At 70.2% G+C, this 14,304-nt stretch carries 13 protein-coding genes and 3 pseudogenes; 10 read left to right on the forward strand and 6 right to left on the reverse strand.

What is annotated here, in order from left to right; genetic code table 11:
• Window positions 1-70: 70 nt before the first annotated feature.
• A pseudogene (locus ACFC02_RS37845) lies at window positions 71-217 on the forward strand (IS30 family transposase); the annotation flags it as partial.
• A gap of 117 nt (window positions 218-334) precedes the next feature.
• Complete coding sequence (locus ACFC02_RS37850) at window positions 335-862, forward strand: hypothetical protein (RefSeq protein WP_376366828.1); 528 nt, start codon at window positions 335-337, stop codon at window positions 860-862.
• Here ACFC02_RS37850 and ACFC02_RS37855 read toward each other — a convergent pair.
• Together ACFC02_RS37855 and ACFC02_RS37860 are read right to left on the reverse strand one after the other, a co-directional pair.
• Window positions 810-1,604: pseudogene (locus tag ACFC02_RS37855) on the reverse strand (IS5 family transposase). The gene ACFC02_RS37850 and the pseudogene ACFC02_RS37855 overlap by 53 nt on opposite strands.
• A 468-nt stretch (window positions 1,605-2,072) precedes the next feature.
• A complete protein-coding gene (locus tag ACFC02_RS37860; RefSeq protein ID WP_376366829.1) occupies window positions 2,073-2,924 on the reverse strand; it encodes a helix-turn-helix transcriptional regulator in 852 nt (283 codons plus the stop codon).
• Between the two features lie 139 nt (window positions 2,925-3,063).
• On the opposite strand from ACFC02_RS37860, the gene ACFC02_RS37865 reads away from it, so the two are divergent.
• The 6 genes from ACFC02_RS37865 to ACFC02_RS37890 all read left to right on the forward strand — a co-directional run bounded on the left by ACFC02_RS37865 (window position 3,064) and on the right by ACFC02_RS37890 (window position 8,937).
• Window positions 3,064-3,351: an Atu4866 domain-containing protein gene (locus ACFC02_RS37865; RefSeq protein WP_376366830.1), complete on the forward strand. Its 288-nt coding sequence runs from the start codon at window positions 3,064-3,066 to the stop codon at window positions 3,349-3,351.
• 97 nt (window positions 3,352-3,448) lie between these two features.
• The gene (locus ACFC02_RS37870) at window positions 3,449-4,885 is read left to right on the forward strand and encodes an MFS transporter (RefSeq protein ID WP_376366831.1); all 1,437 of its coding nucleotides are present in this window, start codon (window positions 3,449-3,451) and stop codon (window positions 4,883-4,885) included.
• A gap of 82 nt (window positions 4,886-4,967) precedes the next feature.
• A complete protein-coding gene (locus ACFC02_RS37875; RefSeq protein WP_376366832.1) occupies window positions 4,968-5,735 on the forward strand; it encodes an SDR family NAD(P)-dependent oxidoreductase in 768 nt (255 codons plus the stop codon).
• A gap of 65 nt (window positions 5,736-5,800) precedes the next feature.
• Window positions 5,801-6,409, forward strand: a complete 609-nt coding sequence (locus ACFC02_RS37880) for a TetR/AcrR family transcriptional regulator (RefSeq protein WP_376366833.1) — start codon at window positions 5,801-5,803, stop codon at window positions 6,407-6,409.
• Window positions 6,406-7,680, forward strand: a complete 1,275-nt coding sequence (locus tag ACFC02_RS37885; protein WP_376366834.1) for an MFS transporter — start codon at window positions 6,406-6,408, stop codon at window positions 7,678-7,680. The genes ACFC02_RS37880 and ACFC02_RS37885 overlap by 4 nt, the downstream gene beginning before the upstream one ends.
• A 126-nt stretch (window positions 7,681-7,806) precedes the next feature.
• A complete protein-coding gene (locus tag ACFC02_RS37890; protein ID WP_376366835.1) occupies window positions 7,807-8,937 on the forward strand; it encodes an epoxide hydrolase family protein in 1,131 nt (376 codons plus the stop codon).
• 128 nt (window positions 8,938-9,065) lie between these two features.
• On the opposite strand, the gene ACFC02_RS37895 is transcribed toward ACFC02_RS37890, so the two are convergent.
• On the reverse strand, window positions 9,066-9,773 hold the full coding sequence (locus ACFC02_RS37895) for an SDR family NAD(P)-dependent oxidoreductase (RefSeq protein ID WP_376366836.1): 708 nt from the start codon (window positions 9,771-9,773) through the stop codon (window positions 9,066-9,068).
• 78 nt (window positions 9,774-9,851) lie between these two features.
• On the opposite strand from ACFC02_RS37895, the gene ACFC02_RS37900 reads away from it, so the two are divergent.
• Window positions 9,852-10,649: a helix-turn-helix transcriptional regulator gene (locus ACFC02_RS37900; protein ID WP_376366837.1), complete on the forward strand. Its 798-nt coding sequence runs from the start codon at window positions 9,852-9,854 to the stop codon at window positions 10,647-10,649.
• A 200-nt stretch (window positions 10,650-10,849) separates the two neighbouring features.
• On the opposite strand, the gene ACFC02_RS37905 is transcribed toward ACFC02_RS37900, so the two are convergent.
• Complete coding sequence (locus ACFC02_RS37905; protein ID WP_376366838.1) at window positions 10,850-11,275, reverse strand: MarR family winged helix-turn-helix transcriptional regulator; 426 nt, start codon at window positions 11,273-11,275, stop codon at window positions 10,850-10,852.
• A gap of 75 nt (window positions 11,276-11,350) precedes the next feature.
• Here ACFC02_RS37905 and ACFC02_RS37910 point away from each other — a divergent pair, with 75 nt between their 5' ends.
• Complete coding sequence (locus tag ACFC02_RS37910; RefSeq protein ID WP_376366840.1) at window positions 11,351-11,992, forward strand: MBL fold metallo-hydrolase; 642 nt, start codon at window positions 11,351-11,353, stop codon at window positions 11,990-11,992.
• Between the two features lie 134 nt (window positions 11,993-12,126).
• Here the strand turns inward: ACFC02_RS37910 and ACFC02_RS37915 are convergent.
• Both ACFC02_RS37915 and ACFC02_RS37920 read right to left on the reverse strand, forming a co-directional pair.
• Window positions 12,127-12,803, reverse strand: a pseudogene (locus ACFC02_RS37915) (transcriptional regulator).
• A gap of 241 nt (window positions 12,804-13,044) precedes the next feature.
• Complete coding sequence (locus ACFC02_RS37920; protein WP_376366839.1) at window positions 13,045-14,022, reverse strand: threonine/serine dehydratase; 978 nt, start codon at window positions 14,020-14,022, stop codon at window positions 13,045-13,047.
• Window positions 14,023-14,304 lie beyond the last annotated feature (282 nt).

A 14,304-nucleotide genomic window follows, 5' to 3' on the forward strand; every position in this document is an offset into this window, starting at 1 on the left:
TCCACCGAACAGACCGCATAGCCTCAAAGACGAGATCACCGAGTGGCCGTCGATACACCACTCCAGCGGACGTGACCGACTTTCCGGCCAGGTCAGCCGCCCGGACGGGACGGTACTGGGGCCTGAGGGACCGTGGTGGAAGGGGAGGAACAAGCCGCACCGCGGCGACCGCCAATGGGTCATGGCGTGGAGTCCGGAGCAGATCGCGAACCGGCTGAGAAGCCGTATCTCAACCGAACGTGATCGCTTGATTTTCGCTGGTCAGCCATGGTGTGGCTCGGAGTGAGGGAGGTATGCGGCGTCTTGTTTCGGCTCTGCGGTCGAGGGGTGCGCGATGGCGTCGGTGCTGGGAATGCTGGAGGAGCGGGAGACGACGGCCCGGGTGCGGGTGGAAGGTCTGCGGGAGGAAGTTGCGCGGCTGGCCGAGGTGTTGGAGGCCGCAGAGATCGAGCTGGACCGGCGGGTGATCGCGCGGGAGGAACTGGTCGAGGCTTTGGCGGTCTCGGCTGCCGGGTCCGCCGCCGCGACCGGGACGACCGCGGACATTGTGTCCTCGCCCGCGCCGGTGCCGGGCTCGATCGTGCCACCTTGGCGCGAAGGACTGCCGGTGACGGTGCTGGCGTCGGACTACCAGCGGATTCTGGGCGTGTTCGACGAGCGGCAGCCCGCGGGCCAGGGGCCGCTGAAGGCCCGGGAGATCACGGCTGTGCTGGGCTTGGAGACAACGTCGGCGAAGGTCGAGGGGGTGCGCTCGAAGGCCCGGCGCCTGGCGGAGCGCGGGTGGCTCGTGCAGGAGACGTCGGGGGCATTCAGTGCCGGCCGGCGGCCCGTGGCCGTGCCAGACGCCGGCTCATCCGCGTGATCATCGACCACCGGATCATCGCCTCGCTGCTGGCCGGCAACGTCTCGTAGTCCCGGGCCAGGCGGCGTGAATGCATCAGCCACGCGAATGTGCGTTCTGCCACCCAGCGTCTGGGCAGCACCACGAACCCGATCATGTCGTCGGTGCGTTTGACGATCTCCAAGGTCAGCGTAAGTTTCTGGCGGCACCAGTCGACGAGGCCGCCGGTGTAGCCGCCGTCGGCTCAGACGAGGGTGATGCCGCGGTGCAGAAGATGCAGTCGCTGCAGCAGGCCCGTGGCGGCATCGCGGTCGCCGATGTTCGCGGCGGTGACACAGACGGCCAGGAGCAGACCGAGCGTGTCGGTCACGATGTGCCGCTTGCGCCCGGGCACCTTCTTCCCGCCGTCGTAGCCGCGTGAGGCGGCCGGCACCGTCGCGGCGGCCCGCACCGACTGCGCGTCGATGATCCCCGCAGTGGGCTCGGCCTCGCGGCCTTCGCGTTCACGGACCTTCCCGTGCAGCCGGTCGTGGAACTCGGTGATCAGCCCGCGCTCGCGCCAGCGGCGGAAGAAGGCGTAGACCCGGCCCCAGTCGGGAAAGTCCGCGGGCATCGCCCGCCAGGAGATCCCGCCCGCGACCAGGTAACGGATCGCGTCCAGCAGCTGGCGGTGGCAGTAGCCCTCGGGCTGACCGCCCCGGCCCTGGAGCCAGGCCGGCACCGGCAGCAACGGCCGGATGGCCGCCCACTCCGCGTCCGTCATGTCCGACGGATCCCGGCGTTCCCGGTCGGGACGGTCAGCCGCGTTGCCGTACACGTGCGCGAGGCAACCACACGATGGGGCAGCCGAGTTGAACTGGACGGGCTCGGACACGTACAACAAGGACACCAGGGCCTCCCGGCACTGCTCGGTCAGATTCGCATCCCCGAGCTACCGAGAGGCCCTGTCTTCATGCGCGGACAACGGGAAGATCACCCAGGCGGGAAGCCCGTTCGAACCGCACGTTCCATGATTGGTTGAGATACGGCTTCTGAAGGTCGACAACCCCGATGATGAGTCCATGCGGATCAGCCATGAGGCGATCTACTAGCTAGGCCGTTCAGACGATCCAGGGTCGGGGCGAGCAACGGGGAGGCGTGGCGGTTGGCACCGGTCAGGACACGCCCGAGCTGCACTGGATCGGGAGTGCCGGCCCTCGGTTGCAGGCAGACGCGGGGCGGGCTGCGGGACTCACTGTCCGGCGGAACGGGACGGCGTCCGCTTCGCGCTGGCGTGCAGGGTGCCGAGGAGGGTCAGGGCCTGGGCGGAGGGGCTGCCCGGTTCGGCGTGGTAGATGACGAGTTGCTGGCCAGGAGCGTCGCGGACGTCGAAGGACTGGTAGGTGAGGGAGAGCGGGCCGACGTCCGGGTGGAGGAGTTGCTTGGCGTCCTGGGTTTTGCCGCGCACGGTGTGCTGGGCCCACAGCCGCCGGAATGCGGGACTGTGCTCGGTCAGTGTGCCCACGAGGTGTCGCAGGCGCGGGTGCTCGGGGTCGAAGCCGGTTGCCTGGCGCAGGTTGGCGACAGCTGCCTGGGCGGCCCGGTCCCAGTCTCGGTAGAACTGCCGTCCGGCCGGGTCGAGGAAGGTCATGCGGGCCAGGTTGTCCGCAGGAGTGAAGGGGGCATAGAGGGCGTCGGCCAGGGCGTTGGCGGCCAGGAGGCCGAGGGTGCGGCTCATGACGAACGCCGGGGTGTGCGGGTAGCCGTCCATCAGCTGGCGCAGCGCGGGACTGACCTGCTCGCTGGTGTGGAGGGAACCTTGGCCGTCCGGTGACACCCCGGCCAGGCGGTGCAGGTGGTCGCGGGCGTCCGTGTCGAGCAGCAGGGCGCGGCTGAGCGCTTCCAGTACCTGTGGCGAGGGGTGACGTTCTCTGCCCTGCTCCAGCCGGGTGTAGTAGTCGGCGTTGACTCCGGCCAGGACGGCGACCTCCTCGCGGCGCAGTCCGGTGACCCTGCGCACACCGTGACTGGCCATGTTGACGTCCTGTGGCCGTACGCCGGCGCGGCGCGCGCGGAGGAACTCCCCGAGGTGGTTGTCGTCCATGGCCTCCAGGCTAGGCGGTGGCTGCTCCCGCTGCCTGGGTGTGCCGCACCCAGGCAGAGAGCATCCTGGTACCCCTGCGCTGACCTGCGCAGACTCGGTCGGGCACGACACCGGTGCCCCACTGAGGAAGGGAGTTTTGATGACAGGCGATGCGCGGAGCGAGCGCGGTCCCGTGAAGGCCGACGTGGTCGGCATGTGGGTGACCGCGGGCGGCCACATCCGCCAGGAGCTGCTGCCGGACGGGCGCTATGACGAGGCCCGGGGAGACCGGCGCAGCGCGTACACCGGCCGGTACACGGTGACCGGCGACCACCTCGACTACGTCGACGACACGGGCTTCACCGCCACGGGGGACATCCGCGACGGCGTGCTCCACCACGAGCACCTCGTGCTCTACCGCGAGGACCGGGCGAAGAAGCCCTCATGAGCAAGCGCGGCAACGTCGTTTCCGGCGCCCACGGGCCTGGAGTCCGGCGTGGTGCGGGCCCTGTTCCGCTCAACCGCCGCCGGAGGAAGGCAGAGCAATGAAGCAGACTGACGGAATCGTCACCGCCACCGGCGAAACCGGGGCCATCGCGAAGATCCAGCCGTCACCCGGCACGCCAGCCCTGCTGGTGCTGTGCGCGGCTCATTTCATGGACGCCATCGACCTGTCCGATGTGGGTGTGGCCCTGCCCGCGATCCAGCGTGACCTTGGCATGTCATCGGGTTCCCTGCAGTGGGTCGTGTCCGCCTACGCCCTCGGCTACGGCGGGTTCCTTCTCCTGGGCGGCCGGGTCGCCGATCTGTCCGGCCGGCGCCGTGCCTTCCTGACCGCGGTCGCCGTCTTCGGCGTGGTGAGCGTGCTGGGAGCGCTCGCTCCGACCGGTGGCCTGCTGATCGCGGCGCGGCTGGTGAAAGGCATCGCCGCGGGCTTCCTGGCCCCGGCGGCCCTCTCCCTGATCACCACCAACTGGCCGGAGGGCCCGCGGCGTGGACGTGCTCTCGGGTGGTACGCCACCGCCGGCGCCTGCGGCTTCATCGGAGGGCTCGTCCTCGGCGGGGGACTGACCGAACTGTCGTGGCGGCTCGTCTTCGCGCTCCCGGTGCCCATCGCCGTGGCGGCATTGCTCGCAGGGCTGCGCCTGCTCCCGGCGGACCGCCGGGACAGCACCCGCGAGAAGCTCGACGTTCCCGGTGCGCTGACGGCCACTGGAGCTCTGATGCTCCTGGTCTACGTCCTCACGCAGGCTCCGGCGCACGGCTGGCTGTCCGCCCGCACTCTCGTCCTCTTCTCTGCCGCCGCCTGCTTGCTCGCCCTGTTCCTCCGCGTCGAGTCCCGCTCACGCAAGCCGTTGGTCCCCTTGTCCTTCCTCACTCGGCGTGCGACCGCGCGCACCAACCTGACGATCTTCGCGATGTGGGGTGCCTACACGTCGTTCGCGTTCCTCGCCACGCTCTATCTGCAGAACGTGCTGGGCTGGACGCCGTTGCAGACGGCCGGTGCCTTTGTCCCGCTGGGCCTCGCCAACGGTGCGCTGGCGCCGTTCGCGGGGCGGCTCGCCGCCCGGTTCGGCGTGCACAGGATGATCGCCGCCGGAATGCTGCTCCTCGCGCTGTCCTACGCGCTGTTCTTCCGGATCGGGCCGGACAGTTCCTTCCTCACCGTGGTCCTGCCCGTCATGGTCGTCAACGGTATCGGCACCGCCGCGACGTTCCCCGCGCTGAACATGAGTGCGGTGGCCGGGGTGCCCGACCGGGACCAGGGGCTGGCGGGAGCCCTGCTCAACACCTTCATGCAGATCGGCGGTGCCGTCGTCCTCGCCCTCGTCACCGCGGTCGTCGAAGCCGAACAGCAGGCGGACCGCTCCGACCCTCTGGCGGGCTACACCCCTGGCACTGCTGTCATCGTCGCCGCCGTACTCGCCGGTCTGGGCGCCGCCCTGCTCATCCGGCACCGGGCCGATAGCCGGAACCACTGACGCAGTGGCCCTCCGCCCTACTACGAAGCCATCCGCCGCCGGGCACCGGCACCCGACCACCACCCCGTCAGGGAGTACCCGCATGACCTCCACGACCCCGTCCGTCGAAGCTTCCGAGTTCGCTGGAAAGACCGCCCTCGTCACCGGCGCCGCACGCGGCATCGGCAGGGAGACCGTGGCTCTCCTCCATGCCCGCGGCGCGCACGTCGTCGCCCTCGACATGCGCCCCGAACTAACCTCGCTGGCACAGGAGTTCCCCGGTGTGGTGACAGTGACCGGCGATGTCACCGTGGAAGAGACCGCCACCCGCGCGGTCGGGTCCGCCGTCGACGCCTTCGGCGGACTGGACATCCTGGTCAACAACGCCGGACGCACCCTGAACAAGCCCGTTACGCACACCACGGCCGAGGAGTGGGACAGCGTGATGGACGTCAACGTCCGTGGCGCTTTCTTCTTCGCCCGTGAAGCCTTCCGGGCCATGGAGGAGCGCGGGGGCGGCGCCATCGTCAGTACCGGCTCCTATGCGTCGTCCGTCGGCCTGCCCGAGGGGGTCGCCTACAGCGCGTCGAAGGGTGCGCTCGCCCAGGTGACCAAGGTGCTGGCCTTGGAAGGCGGCCCCCTGGGCATTCGCGCGAACCTCGTCGCCGCAGGCGTCGTCGAAACCGACTTTCTCGACACCTTCCGCCTCGACAGCCGCGCCTACCTCGCGTCCTTCGCAGACGCCCACCCCCTGGGCAGGGTGGCACAGCCCCGTGAGATCGCGGAAGTCCTGTGCTTCCTGGCCTCCCCGCGATCCTCCTTCGTCACGGGCGCCGTACTCGCCGCGGACGGCGGCTTCACCGCGGCCTGATCCACCCGGCCGCCCGTCGGCTGAAGTAAGAACATCTGTTCCTTACGTAGTGTACGTTTGTTCTTATGCAGCAGAAAGAAACCCCCGAGGAACAAGGCACGGCGGGTGGTGAGGGGCGACGCACGCGTCGGCACGATCCGCGCCGTCGGGAGCGCGTGCTCGACGCCGCGCTGGAGGTGCTCGTCGAAGACGGGGTCGCCGGGATCACGCACCGCAAGGTGGCCGCCCGGGCCGACGTGCCGCTGGGCTCCGTCACCTATCACTTCGCGAGCCTGACCGAACTGTGCACGCAGGCGTTCGCCCGGTACGTCGAACAGCGCACCGCCGAATACGAGGCCCTGTTCACCGAGGTGGCATCGCGCGACGACCTGATCGACGTCCTGGTGACGGTGGTCCAAGGAGGCCCGGCCCGGCACCACAGCGCGGTCCTCGGCTTCGAGTTGCACCTGGCGGCGCTGCGCGATCCCGCGCTGCGCGCACTGACCCAGGAGTGGACCAGTTCCAGCCGGGCGGTGCTGGCCCGCTTCACCGGACCGCAGGCCGCCGCCCGCATCGACGCCCTCCTGGAAGGAATGATCATGCACACACTGCTCTCCACGGACCACGAGCCGCCCGAGGTGACCCGGGCGGCCCTCGTACAGACGCTCGGCCCGGCCGCCGGACCGAGCAAGTGAACCCCCGCGCCGCGGCAGGCTCGTACGCACGCGAGACCGCGAGCGCCGTACGGTCGACCTACCTCGTCTTCGCCCTCCTGGGCCTGGCCGGGGCCACCTGGGCGTCCCGTTTGCCGCAGATCCGGGACCGCATGGATCTGGACGCCGCGGCAGTGGGCCTCCTGCTGCTCCTCCTCGCGGTCGGCGGTCTGGTGGCGCTGCCGCTGGCCGGTCCCTTCGTCGCACGGATCGGGCCGCGCCGGGCCGTCACCACGGTGAGCGCGCTCGTAGGCGCCGGCCTCGCCGCAGTGGCGACCGGCTTCGCTCTCTGGCCACCGCTGCTCCTCGCCGGCCTCTTCGCCCTCGGCACCGCCACGGGCTTCTGGGACGTCGCGGTGGCCGTGCACGCCGCGGACCTCGAACGACGGCTCGGCCGCGCCCTGATGCCCCGCTTCTTCGCCGGGTTCAGCCTCGGCACCGTCGCCGGCGCCTGCCTCGGCGCGCTCCTGACGGCGCTGGAGGTACCGGTGAGCCTGCACATCGGCGCGGTGGCCCTGCTCATCACCGTGCTGACACCCGTGGCCGTCCGCCGCTTCCTCCCATGGACCGCATCCCCGGCATCGTCACCGCGCGGGACGACGCAGAAGCCCGGGCCACGCGCATGGCGCGCCCCACGCACAGTCGCCCTCGGCCTCGTTGCCCTGGCTTTCGCGTTGGCGGAGGGAGCGGGGAGCAACTGGGTCAGCCTCACCGTCATCGACCGCCACCGCACCACGGCCGCCGTCGGCACGCTCGCCTACGCCGCCTTCCTCACGGCCGTCACCCTCGGCCGCTGGCTCGGACCGTTGGTCGTCGGTCGCCTGGGCCGGCCCGGAGCACTGCGCGCGTCTGCGTCGGCCGCCTGCCTCGGGGTGGTCTTGTTCACGGCCGGGCCCGGCCTCTGGACGGGGTTCGCGGGGGCGCTGCTGTGGGGAGCGGGCGCGGCACTCGGCTTTCCTCTCAGCCTGAGCGCCGGTTCGGACGACCCCGCCCAGGCGGCCGCCCGGGTCGGCGTGATCACCTCGATCGGGTACTGCGGCTTCGTCTGCGGCCCGCCCCTGTTCGGCACCCTCGCCGACCGAACCGGCCTGGCACCGGCATTGCTGGTGGTAGCCGCCGTCATGGCCGCGTCCCTCACCCTCGCGGGCGCCCTGAGGGACACCCTGCAGGTCGCGCGTGAGAAGACGATCGACACAGACGCCGTCGCGTCGACGCCCCCAGCACCGATGAACCCGCACCCGCGCCGGCCCTGAACGCGGTCGTCGCCCCCGCGCCCGCCCTTGCGGCCGCCGGGAGGACCAATCCCGCGCGTCACGCACGAGAAAGCGAACGGCACCGCCGCCGTACCCCTGCACATCACGCACATGAAGGAGCACACCGTGCCGAGCACCCCCGTCATCCAGGTCACCGACGCCGACCTGGAAAACCTCCGCACCCGACTGCGCGCCACCCGCTGGCCCGAGCCCTGGCCGGTCGACGGCTGGCAGGCGGGTACCGAAGCAGCCGAACTCCGCCGCCTCGTCCGGTACTGGGCCACCGACTACACGTGGCGGACCCACGAAGCCGCCGTCAACGCACTGCCCTCCCTTTTCGCCGACATCGACGGCACACCAGTGCACTACCTGCGTTACGACGCCGAACACCCCGACGCCCTGCCGATCGTGCTCACCCACGGCTGGCCGAGCACCGTCTTGGAACTCACCGCGCTCGCCGAACGACTCGCCTCCCCGTCCCGCCACGGAGGAGACGCCCGCGACGCCTTCACCGTCATCGTCCCCTCCCTGCCCGGCTTCACCTTCTCGCCACAGCGCCCCGCCCTCACCGACGCCGAACAGACCCATGACCTCTGGCACCGGCTGATGCACGACCACCTCGGCTTCCGGCAGTACGCGGCCCACGGCGGAGACCTGGGCGCCGGCGTCACCTCACGGCTCGCAGAAGCCCACCCCGAGGCTGTCGTCGGCATCCACCTGCTCGCCGCGGCCGCCCCGGCCGAGTACGACCCGGCCTCGCTCACCCCTGAGGAAAAGGCCCACCTCGCCTCCGCCGCGGCCTGGCAGGCGGAGGAGGGCGGCTACATGCACCAGCAGAACACCCGCCCCCTCACCCTCGCGCCCGCACTGAACGACTCGCCTGCCGGACTGCTCTCCTGGATCCTGGAGAAGTACCGGACATGGAGCGACTGCGGAGGCGACCTGTCCACCCGCTTCAGCGACGACTTTCTCCTCACCCAGGCATCCCTCTACTGGTTCACCGGCACCATCTCCACGTCCTTCCGCCCGTACTACGAGTACGCACACCAGCTCACCCGGCGTGTGCGGCGGGTCGAGGTCCCCACCGCCCTCGCCCTGTTCCCGGCAGACCTCGCCCGACCACCGCGAAGCTGGGCCGAGCGCACCTACCGCCTCACGCGCTACACCCACATGCCCCGCGGCGGACACTTCGCCGCGCACGAGGAACCCGCCCTGCTCGCCGACGACATCACCGCGTTCTTCCGCGACCTGCGGTAGCAACTGTCCCACCGTTTCGGAGCGGCCACACACCGGTCGTTCGCAGGATCGGCAGGGCCCGGCCCGGCGCAGATCAACGTCCTCCGGACCATGTTCCGTTCACAGCCGTGGCCGGTGATCCCCCGCGGCTACCAGGGGGCCGGTGTTCCGTCCCAGGAGAAGAAGGCGCCGGAGGGCCCGTCGTCGGGCAGCAGTGCCAGCCGGACGGCGCCGGCGGCCGCCTCGGCCGGGTCCCCGCCAGCGGCTGCGGCGTCGTTCAGATCGGTCCGTCGCAGGCCCGGTGCCAGGGCGTTGACCTTGACTCCGTCGTCGGCAAGGCTCTGGGCGTAGAACACTGTCAACGCGTTCAGGGCCGCCTTCGACGAGCGGTAGGAGGCGAAGACGCCCCGGTACCCGGAGTGCTCGGTGATCGCGGCCGCAAGCGATCCGGTCCCGCTGGAGATGTTCACGATCCTGGGGTGGGCCGAGCGCCGCAGGGCAGGCAAGAGCGCGTTGGTCACCGAGACCACGCCGAAGACGTTCGTCTCGTAGACCCGGCGGAAGGTACCAGTGTCCTCGTCCTGTGCGCCCCTGCCCCCAGCGGGGGACACACCCGCGTTGTTGACCAGGACGTCCAGGGTGTCGATGCGGTCCGCCGCTGCGGCGATGCTCACCGGATCGGTGACGTCGAGGACCAAGGGCCTCGCGTCACCGCCGATGTCGGCGACGGCACGCTCCGCGCGTTCCGCGTCGCGCGAGCCGACGTAGACGCTCAAGCCCGCCTGGACGAGCTGGCGGGCGATTTCCCTGCCGATGCCCTTGTTGGCGCCTGTGACCAGCGCAGTCGAGATATCCATGAGGCCAGCCTCGCCGCCGGCCCGGCATGCAACCAGGGACAATCGATACCAGGAAGACACATCCCGAGGAGTTGACCGGTGGCCCGAGACGAACTGGCCCGCTTCCTGCGCGAGCGTCGTGCGGGGCTGCGCCCCGAAGACGTCGCCCTGCCTGCGGGGCCCCGTCGTCGCACCGGCGGCCTGCGCCGGGAAGAGATCGCGGACCTGGCGCACATGTCGGTCGACTACTACGTCCGCCTGGAGCAGGCGCGCGGGCCGCGCCCCTCTCCACGGATCCTCGACGGCCTCGCGGCGGCCCTCCGGCTGGCCCCGGCCGAGCGCACCCACCTGTTCCATCTGGCCGGCCAGACGCCCCAGCCGCCCACCGCGCCCCCGCGACGCGTACGTAGGCACATCGCCGACCTGCTCCACCGGCTCCCGGACACCGCCGTCCTGGTCACCGCGGCGGACTACGACGTCCTGGCCTGGAACCCGCTGGCCCAGGCGCTGCTCGGCGACCTGGACCGCCAGCCGAACCTGGCCCACCGCCGCTTCCTGCTCCGCGAGCAGATCCTGACCACCGGCCACGAGGACTTCGCAGAGATCGCCGTCTCCCGCCTGCGCACCGCTGCCGACCGCTACCCGCACGACGGGGATCTGTCCCGTCTCCTGGCCGACCTCACGGCGGGCAGCGCGGAGTTCCGCGAGATCTGGGCCTCCCACCCGCTGCGGATACCCGGACACCGGACGAAGACCATGGTCCACCCCGAGCTCGGCGAGCTGCGCATCAACTGCGATGTGCTCCCCCTCCCCGAGGAGGACCAGCAGGTGCTGTTCATGACGGCCGCCCCCGGCACACCGACCGCCCGCGCCCTGCGCCACTTGTCCACGCGGTGAACCCTGCGGTCCCGGGATGCCGTCGACGAGCAGGGGCCGACGGCCGGTGAGTGGCAGCCGCGCCGGCCTGTGGCGGTGGGCGCAGGGGCGACGCCTACTCCGCCGGCGACGACGGCTGTGTCGGCCGGGCCATGTCCTGCAACAAGCGAAGTGCGTCACCGGCGCCCGCCGCCGGAACGGTGCGTTGCTTCATCCCGTCGTCACTGCCCGGTGATGTGGGTGGTCAAGCGGGCCAGCAGCGGGACACACTGCCGAAGTTGCCGCTGCTCGTCGGAGTCGAGCGCGGTGCTGATGGCGGTGTTGAGCCAGTCGGCGCGTTGTGCGCGTTCCCGCTGGAGGCGGACGCGGCCGACGTCTGTGATGTGCAGCAGGACCTTACGGCCGTCAGTGGGATGAGGTTCGGCGCGCACCAGGCCACCGCCGAGAAGTTCCTTCGCCGATTTGGCGGCCGCCTGGTGGCTCACGCCACGCAGGTGGGCGAGGTCGGCCGTGGTCTGCGGGCCGCCGCGGTCGAGGTATCCGAGAAGGGCAGCCTCCCCGGAGGGCATGGTGTCCGCGGCCCGTACCGCACGGACAAGCCCACCGATCACCTGCCGCAGGTCTTCAGCCAGCGAAATTTCGTCCATGGCCCCATCCTACGTAAAGCCTGTATCCTGGTTGTGTAACTAGGTTGTATAGTTTGGAGAGTCCACGAGATGTCCATGCACCTCACGAAGTTCGGACACGCTTGCGTTCGCACGGAAAAGGACGGCCGCCGCCTGGTCATCGACCCCGGCGGGCTGACCGACCCGCATGCTCTGGACGGCGTCGATGCCGTCCTGGTCACCCACGAACACTTCGATCACTTCTCCGAGGAGATGCTCCGCGAAGCCGCTCGAAGGAACCCGGCGCTGAGGATCTGGACCAACACCTCTGTCGCCAGGCTCCTGGACGGTCTCGGCAGCCGGGTCACCGCCCTGGGCGAGGGAGAGGCCTTCACCGCGGCCGGCTTCGACGTGAAGGTCTACGGGACGTGGCACGCGCCCATCCACCCCGACATCCCGCGCATGGAGAACATCGGCTTCCTCGTCGACGACGCCCTGTTCCACCCCGGAGACGCCCTCACCGTCCCGGACACCACCGTCGACACCCTGCTCCTGCCCGTGCACGGCCCCTGGTCCACGACCGGACAACTCATCGACTACGTGCGGGCGGTGTCCCCGCGACAGACCTACGCCATTCACGACGGCGCCCTCAACGACATCGGCACCGCGATGATCGCAGGCTTCCTGGGCGACAACGGCCCCGGTACCGGGGCCCCCTACCGCCGTCTCACCGCAGGCACCTCCATCAGGATCGGCTGAGGCCCCGGCAGGTGCCATGCGGTGCGCCGCGGGCCGCGCCTGGTCCACCCCCGGCACGGCCCGCCCTCCACAACCCCCGGATGCACCGGACTCGCCCCCTTATGGACGGCCGGAGCGAACTGGGCAGGCTAGTGTCAGTCGCGCGTTTGTGACACTCGCGTCGTCACCCGACCGATGGCGCCTGACCGCTCGTTCCAGCGGGCCAGCAAGTGCATGGCAGCCTCGGACGGGCTGCCGGATTCGGTGCCGTAGACGAAGAGGATCTGGTCGGGGTCGTCCGCGGGCGTCAGGGCCTCGTAGGAGACGGTGAGGTCACCGACGAGCGGGTGGCGTAATTCTTGGTGCCGGTCGTGCGTCGGTGGACCTTGTTGTCCGACCAGAAGCGACGGAACTCCTCGCTGCGTATGGACAGATCGCCGACCAGGGCGCTCAGCGACGGGTCGTCCGGGTGCCGTCCGGCGTCGAGGCGGAGCATGGCGGCGGTGTCTGCGGCGACGCGGGGCCAGTCCCGGTACAGCTCGCGTGCGTGTGGATCGAGGAAGACGAAGCGGGCCTGGTTCCGCTCGGCCGCGGGCAGTGCGCGGAAGTCGGTGATCAATAGTCCGGCGAGCCCGTTGTTAGCCAGCACGTCGAGGCGGCGTCCGAGGACGAAACCGGGACGGCACGCCTGCTGAAGGGTCTCCAGCAGGTCCCAGGTGGCGGGTTGGACACGCTGCGGGCGAGGACGCCGGCGAGCGGGCCCGGGACGGGGCCGGGCGAGGGTGTGCAGATGGCTTCGCGCGGCATCGTCCAGACGCAGGGCGGTCGCCAATGCTCCAGCTACCTACTTCAACCCGCTGACCTGCGACCATGCCAGAGGCCGTTCGAACGCCACGCGAACGGCAGGGACCGGCGGTGGTGCTCACGCAAGTGCTACCGGCTATCCCGCGGCTGGCCCGATAAGCCCACATCGAACAAGCAGCCGAAGGCGACCACATCACCGGCTGCCCGCACCGCAACCGCACGCGATCGATGAACGCCCATCGCTTCAGGGCCCACTGCCAGAGCAACCGTCAAGGCTTGTGGATGGGAGCACCGACCCAGTGGTGATATGCGTCCATGTCGACGTTGCTGCCGCACACGATGGTGGCTACGTGCCGGCCGGCGAAGCGGTCACGGTCTTCGAGTATCGCCGCGACGCCGAGCGCGGCCGACGGCTCGACGACGAGGCCAGCGTGGTCGAGGAGCATCCCCATACCGGCGATGATCGACGCCTCCCGGACAAGGACGGCGTCGTCGGCGACCAGAAGAAGATCGACCAGGACGGCCGGGATGGGATACCGACCGGCGACGCCGTCAGCGATGGTGTCGGTCGAGTCGGTGGTGACGATGCGCCGTTGGCGCCACGAGTGTGTCAGCGCCGGTGCGCCCAACGGCTGGACGCAGATCACCTCGACATCGGGCGCCAAGGCCTTCATCACATGACCTACGCCGGTGGCCAGCGCCCCGCCGCCGAGAGCGATCAGGACGGCGTCGAAGGACGGCACGGTGTCCACCAGTTCCAGGCCGATGGTCGCCGCGCCCTCGCAGGTCTCGATGTCCAGGCTGTCCTCAACCAGCCGAATGCCGTCGTGCCGCGCGATGGCCGCGGCCCGCTCGCGCGCGAGCTCGTGGTCGCCGTCCACCAGTTCCAGCCTGGCGTCCAGTGCGCGGATGCGTTCGAGCTTGGCCCGAGTCGCGAAGCGGGATGCCACGACGGTGACGTCGAGTTCCCGGCCGCGACCGGACCAGGCGAGGGCCTGGCCGAGGTTGCCCGCGCTCGCGCACACCACGGCTCGCGAGCCGTCATCGGCGAGCTGGCTCGCGACCACCTCGGTGCCGCGGCCCTTGAAGCTGCGGATCGGATTCGCCGTTTCGAGCTTGATGCTCACCGCGCATCCGAGGTGGGGCTCCAGCGCCTCACAGCGGTACAGCGGAGTGTCGAGAAACATCGGGTCGATAACCCGGCGAGCCGCCCGGATCCGAGCAGTGTCGAGGCGCGTCTCCTGCACGACACAGCAGCCTAGCGCCGCTGGCTGACACTCCACGAGAAATCGTCAAAGCCTGCCGGACATACCTTCGGCCCATCTTCAGTGTCACAAACAGCGAAGTGACCCGTCTTCGCCGACACAAACTTCGATCGCCCCAGCTTCAGTGACAACCGACCCAAGAGTGTTGTCACACGTCAGGTTTGATCACGATGCGGTCACGACGGCGGGTCACGTCCGCTGGAGTGGTGTATTGACGGCCACTCGGTGATCTCGTCTTTGAGGCTATGCGGTCTGTTCGGTGGG

It is taken from the genome of Streptomyces sp. NPDC056160 (assembly GCF_042268205.1).
Taxonomy (GTDB): domain Bacteria; phylum Actinomycetota; class Actinomycetes; order Streptomycetales; family Streptomycetaceae; genus Streptomyces.

Coding starts and splice junctions, on each gene's coding strand:
- ACFC02_RS37850 (WP_376366828.1), top strand. CDS start 335: ATGGCGTCGGTGCTGGGAATGCTGGAGGAGCGGGAGACGACGGCCCGG.
- ACFC02_RS37860 (WP_376366829.1), bottom strand. CDS start 2,924: ATGGACGACAACCACCTCGGGGAGTTCCTCCGCGCGCGCCGCGCCGGC.
- ACFC02_RS37865 (WP_376366830.1), top strand. CDS start 3,064: ATGACAGGCGATGCGCGGAGCGAGCGCGGTCCCGTGAAGGCCGACGTG.
- ACFC02_RS37870 (WP_376366831.1), top strand. CDS start 3,449: ATGAAGCAGACTGACGGAATCGTCACCGCCACCGGCGAAACCGGGGCC.
- ACFC02_RS37875 (WP_376366832.1), top strand. CDS start 4,968: ATGACCTCCACGACCCCGTCCGTCGAAGCTTCCGAGTTCGCTGGAAAG.
- ACFC02_RS37880 (WP_376366833.1), top strand. CDS start 5,801: ATGCAGCAGAAAGAAACCCCCGAGGAACAAGGCACGGCGGGTGGTGAG.
- ACFC02_RS37895 (WP_376366836.1), bottom strand. CDS start 9,773: ATGGATATCTCGACTGCGCTGGTCACAGGCGCCAACAAGGGCATCGGC.
- ACFC02_RS37905 (WP_376366838.1), bottom strand. CDS start 11,275: ATGGACGAAATTTCGCTGGCTGAAGACCTGCGGCAGGTGATCGGTGGG.
- ACFC02_RS37910 (WP_376366840.1), top strand. CDS start 11,351: ATGCACCTCACGAAGTTCGGACACGCTTGCGTTCGCACGGAAAAGGAC.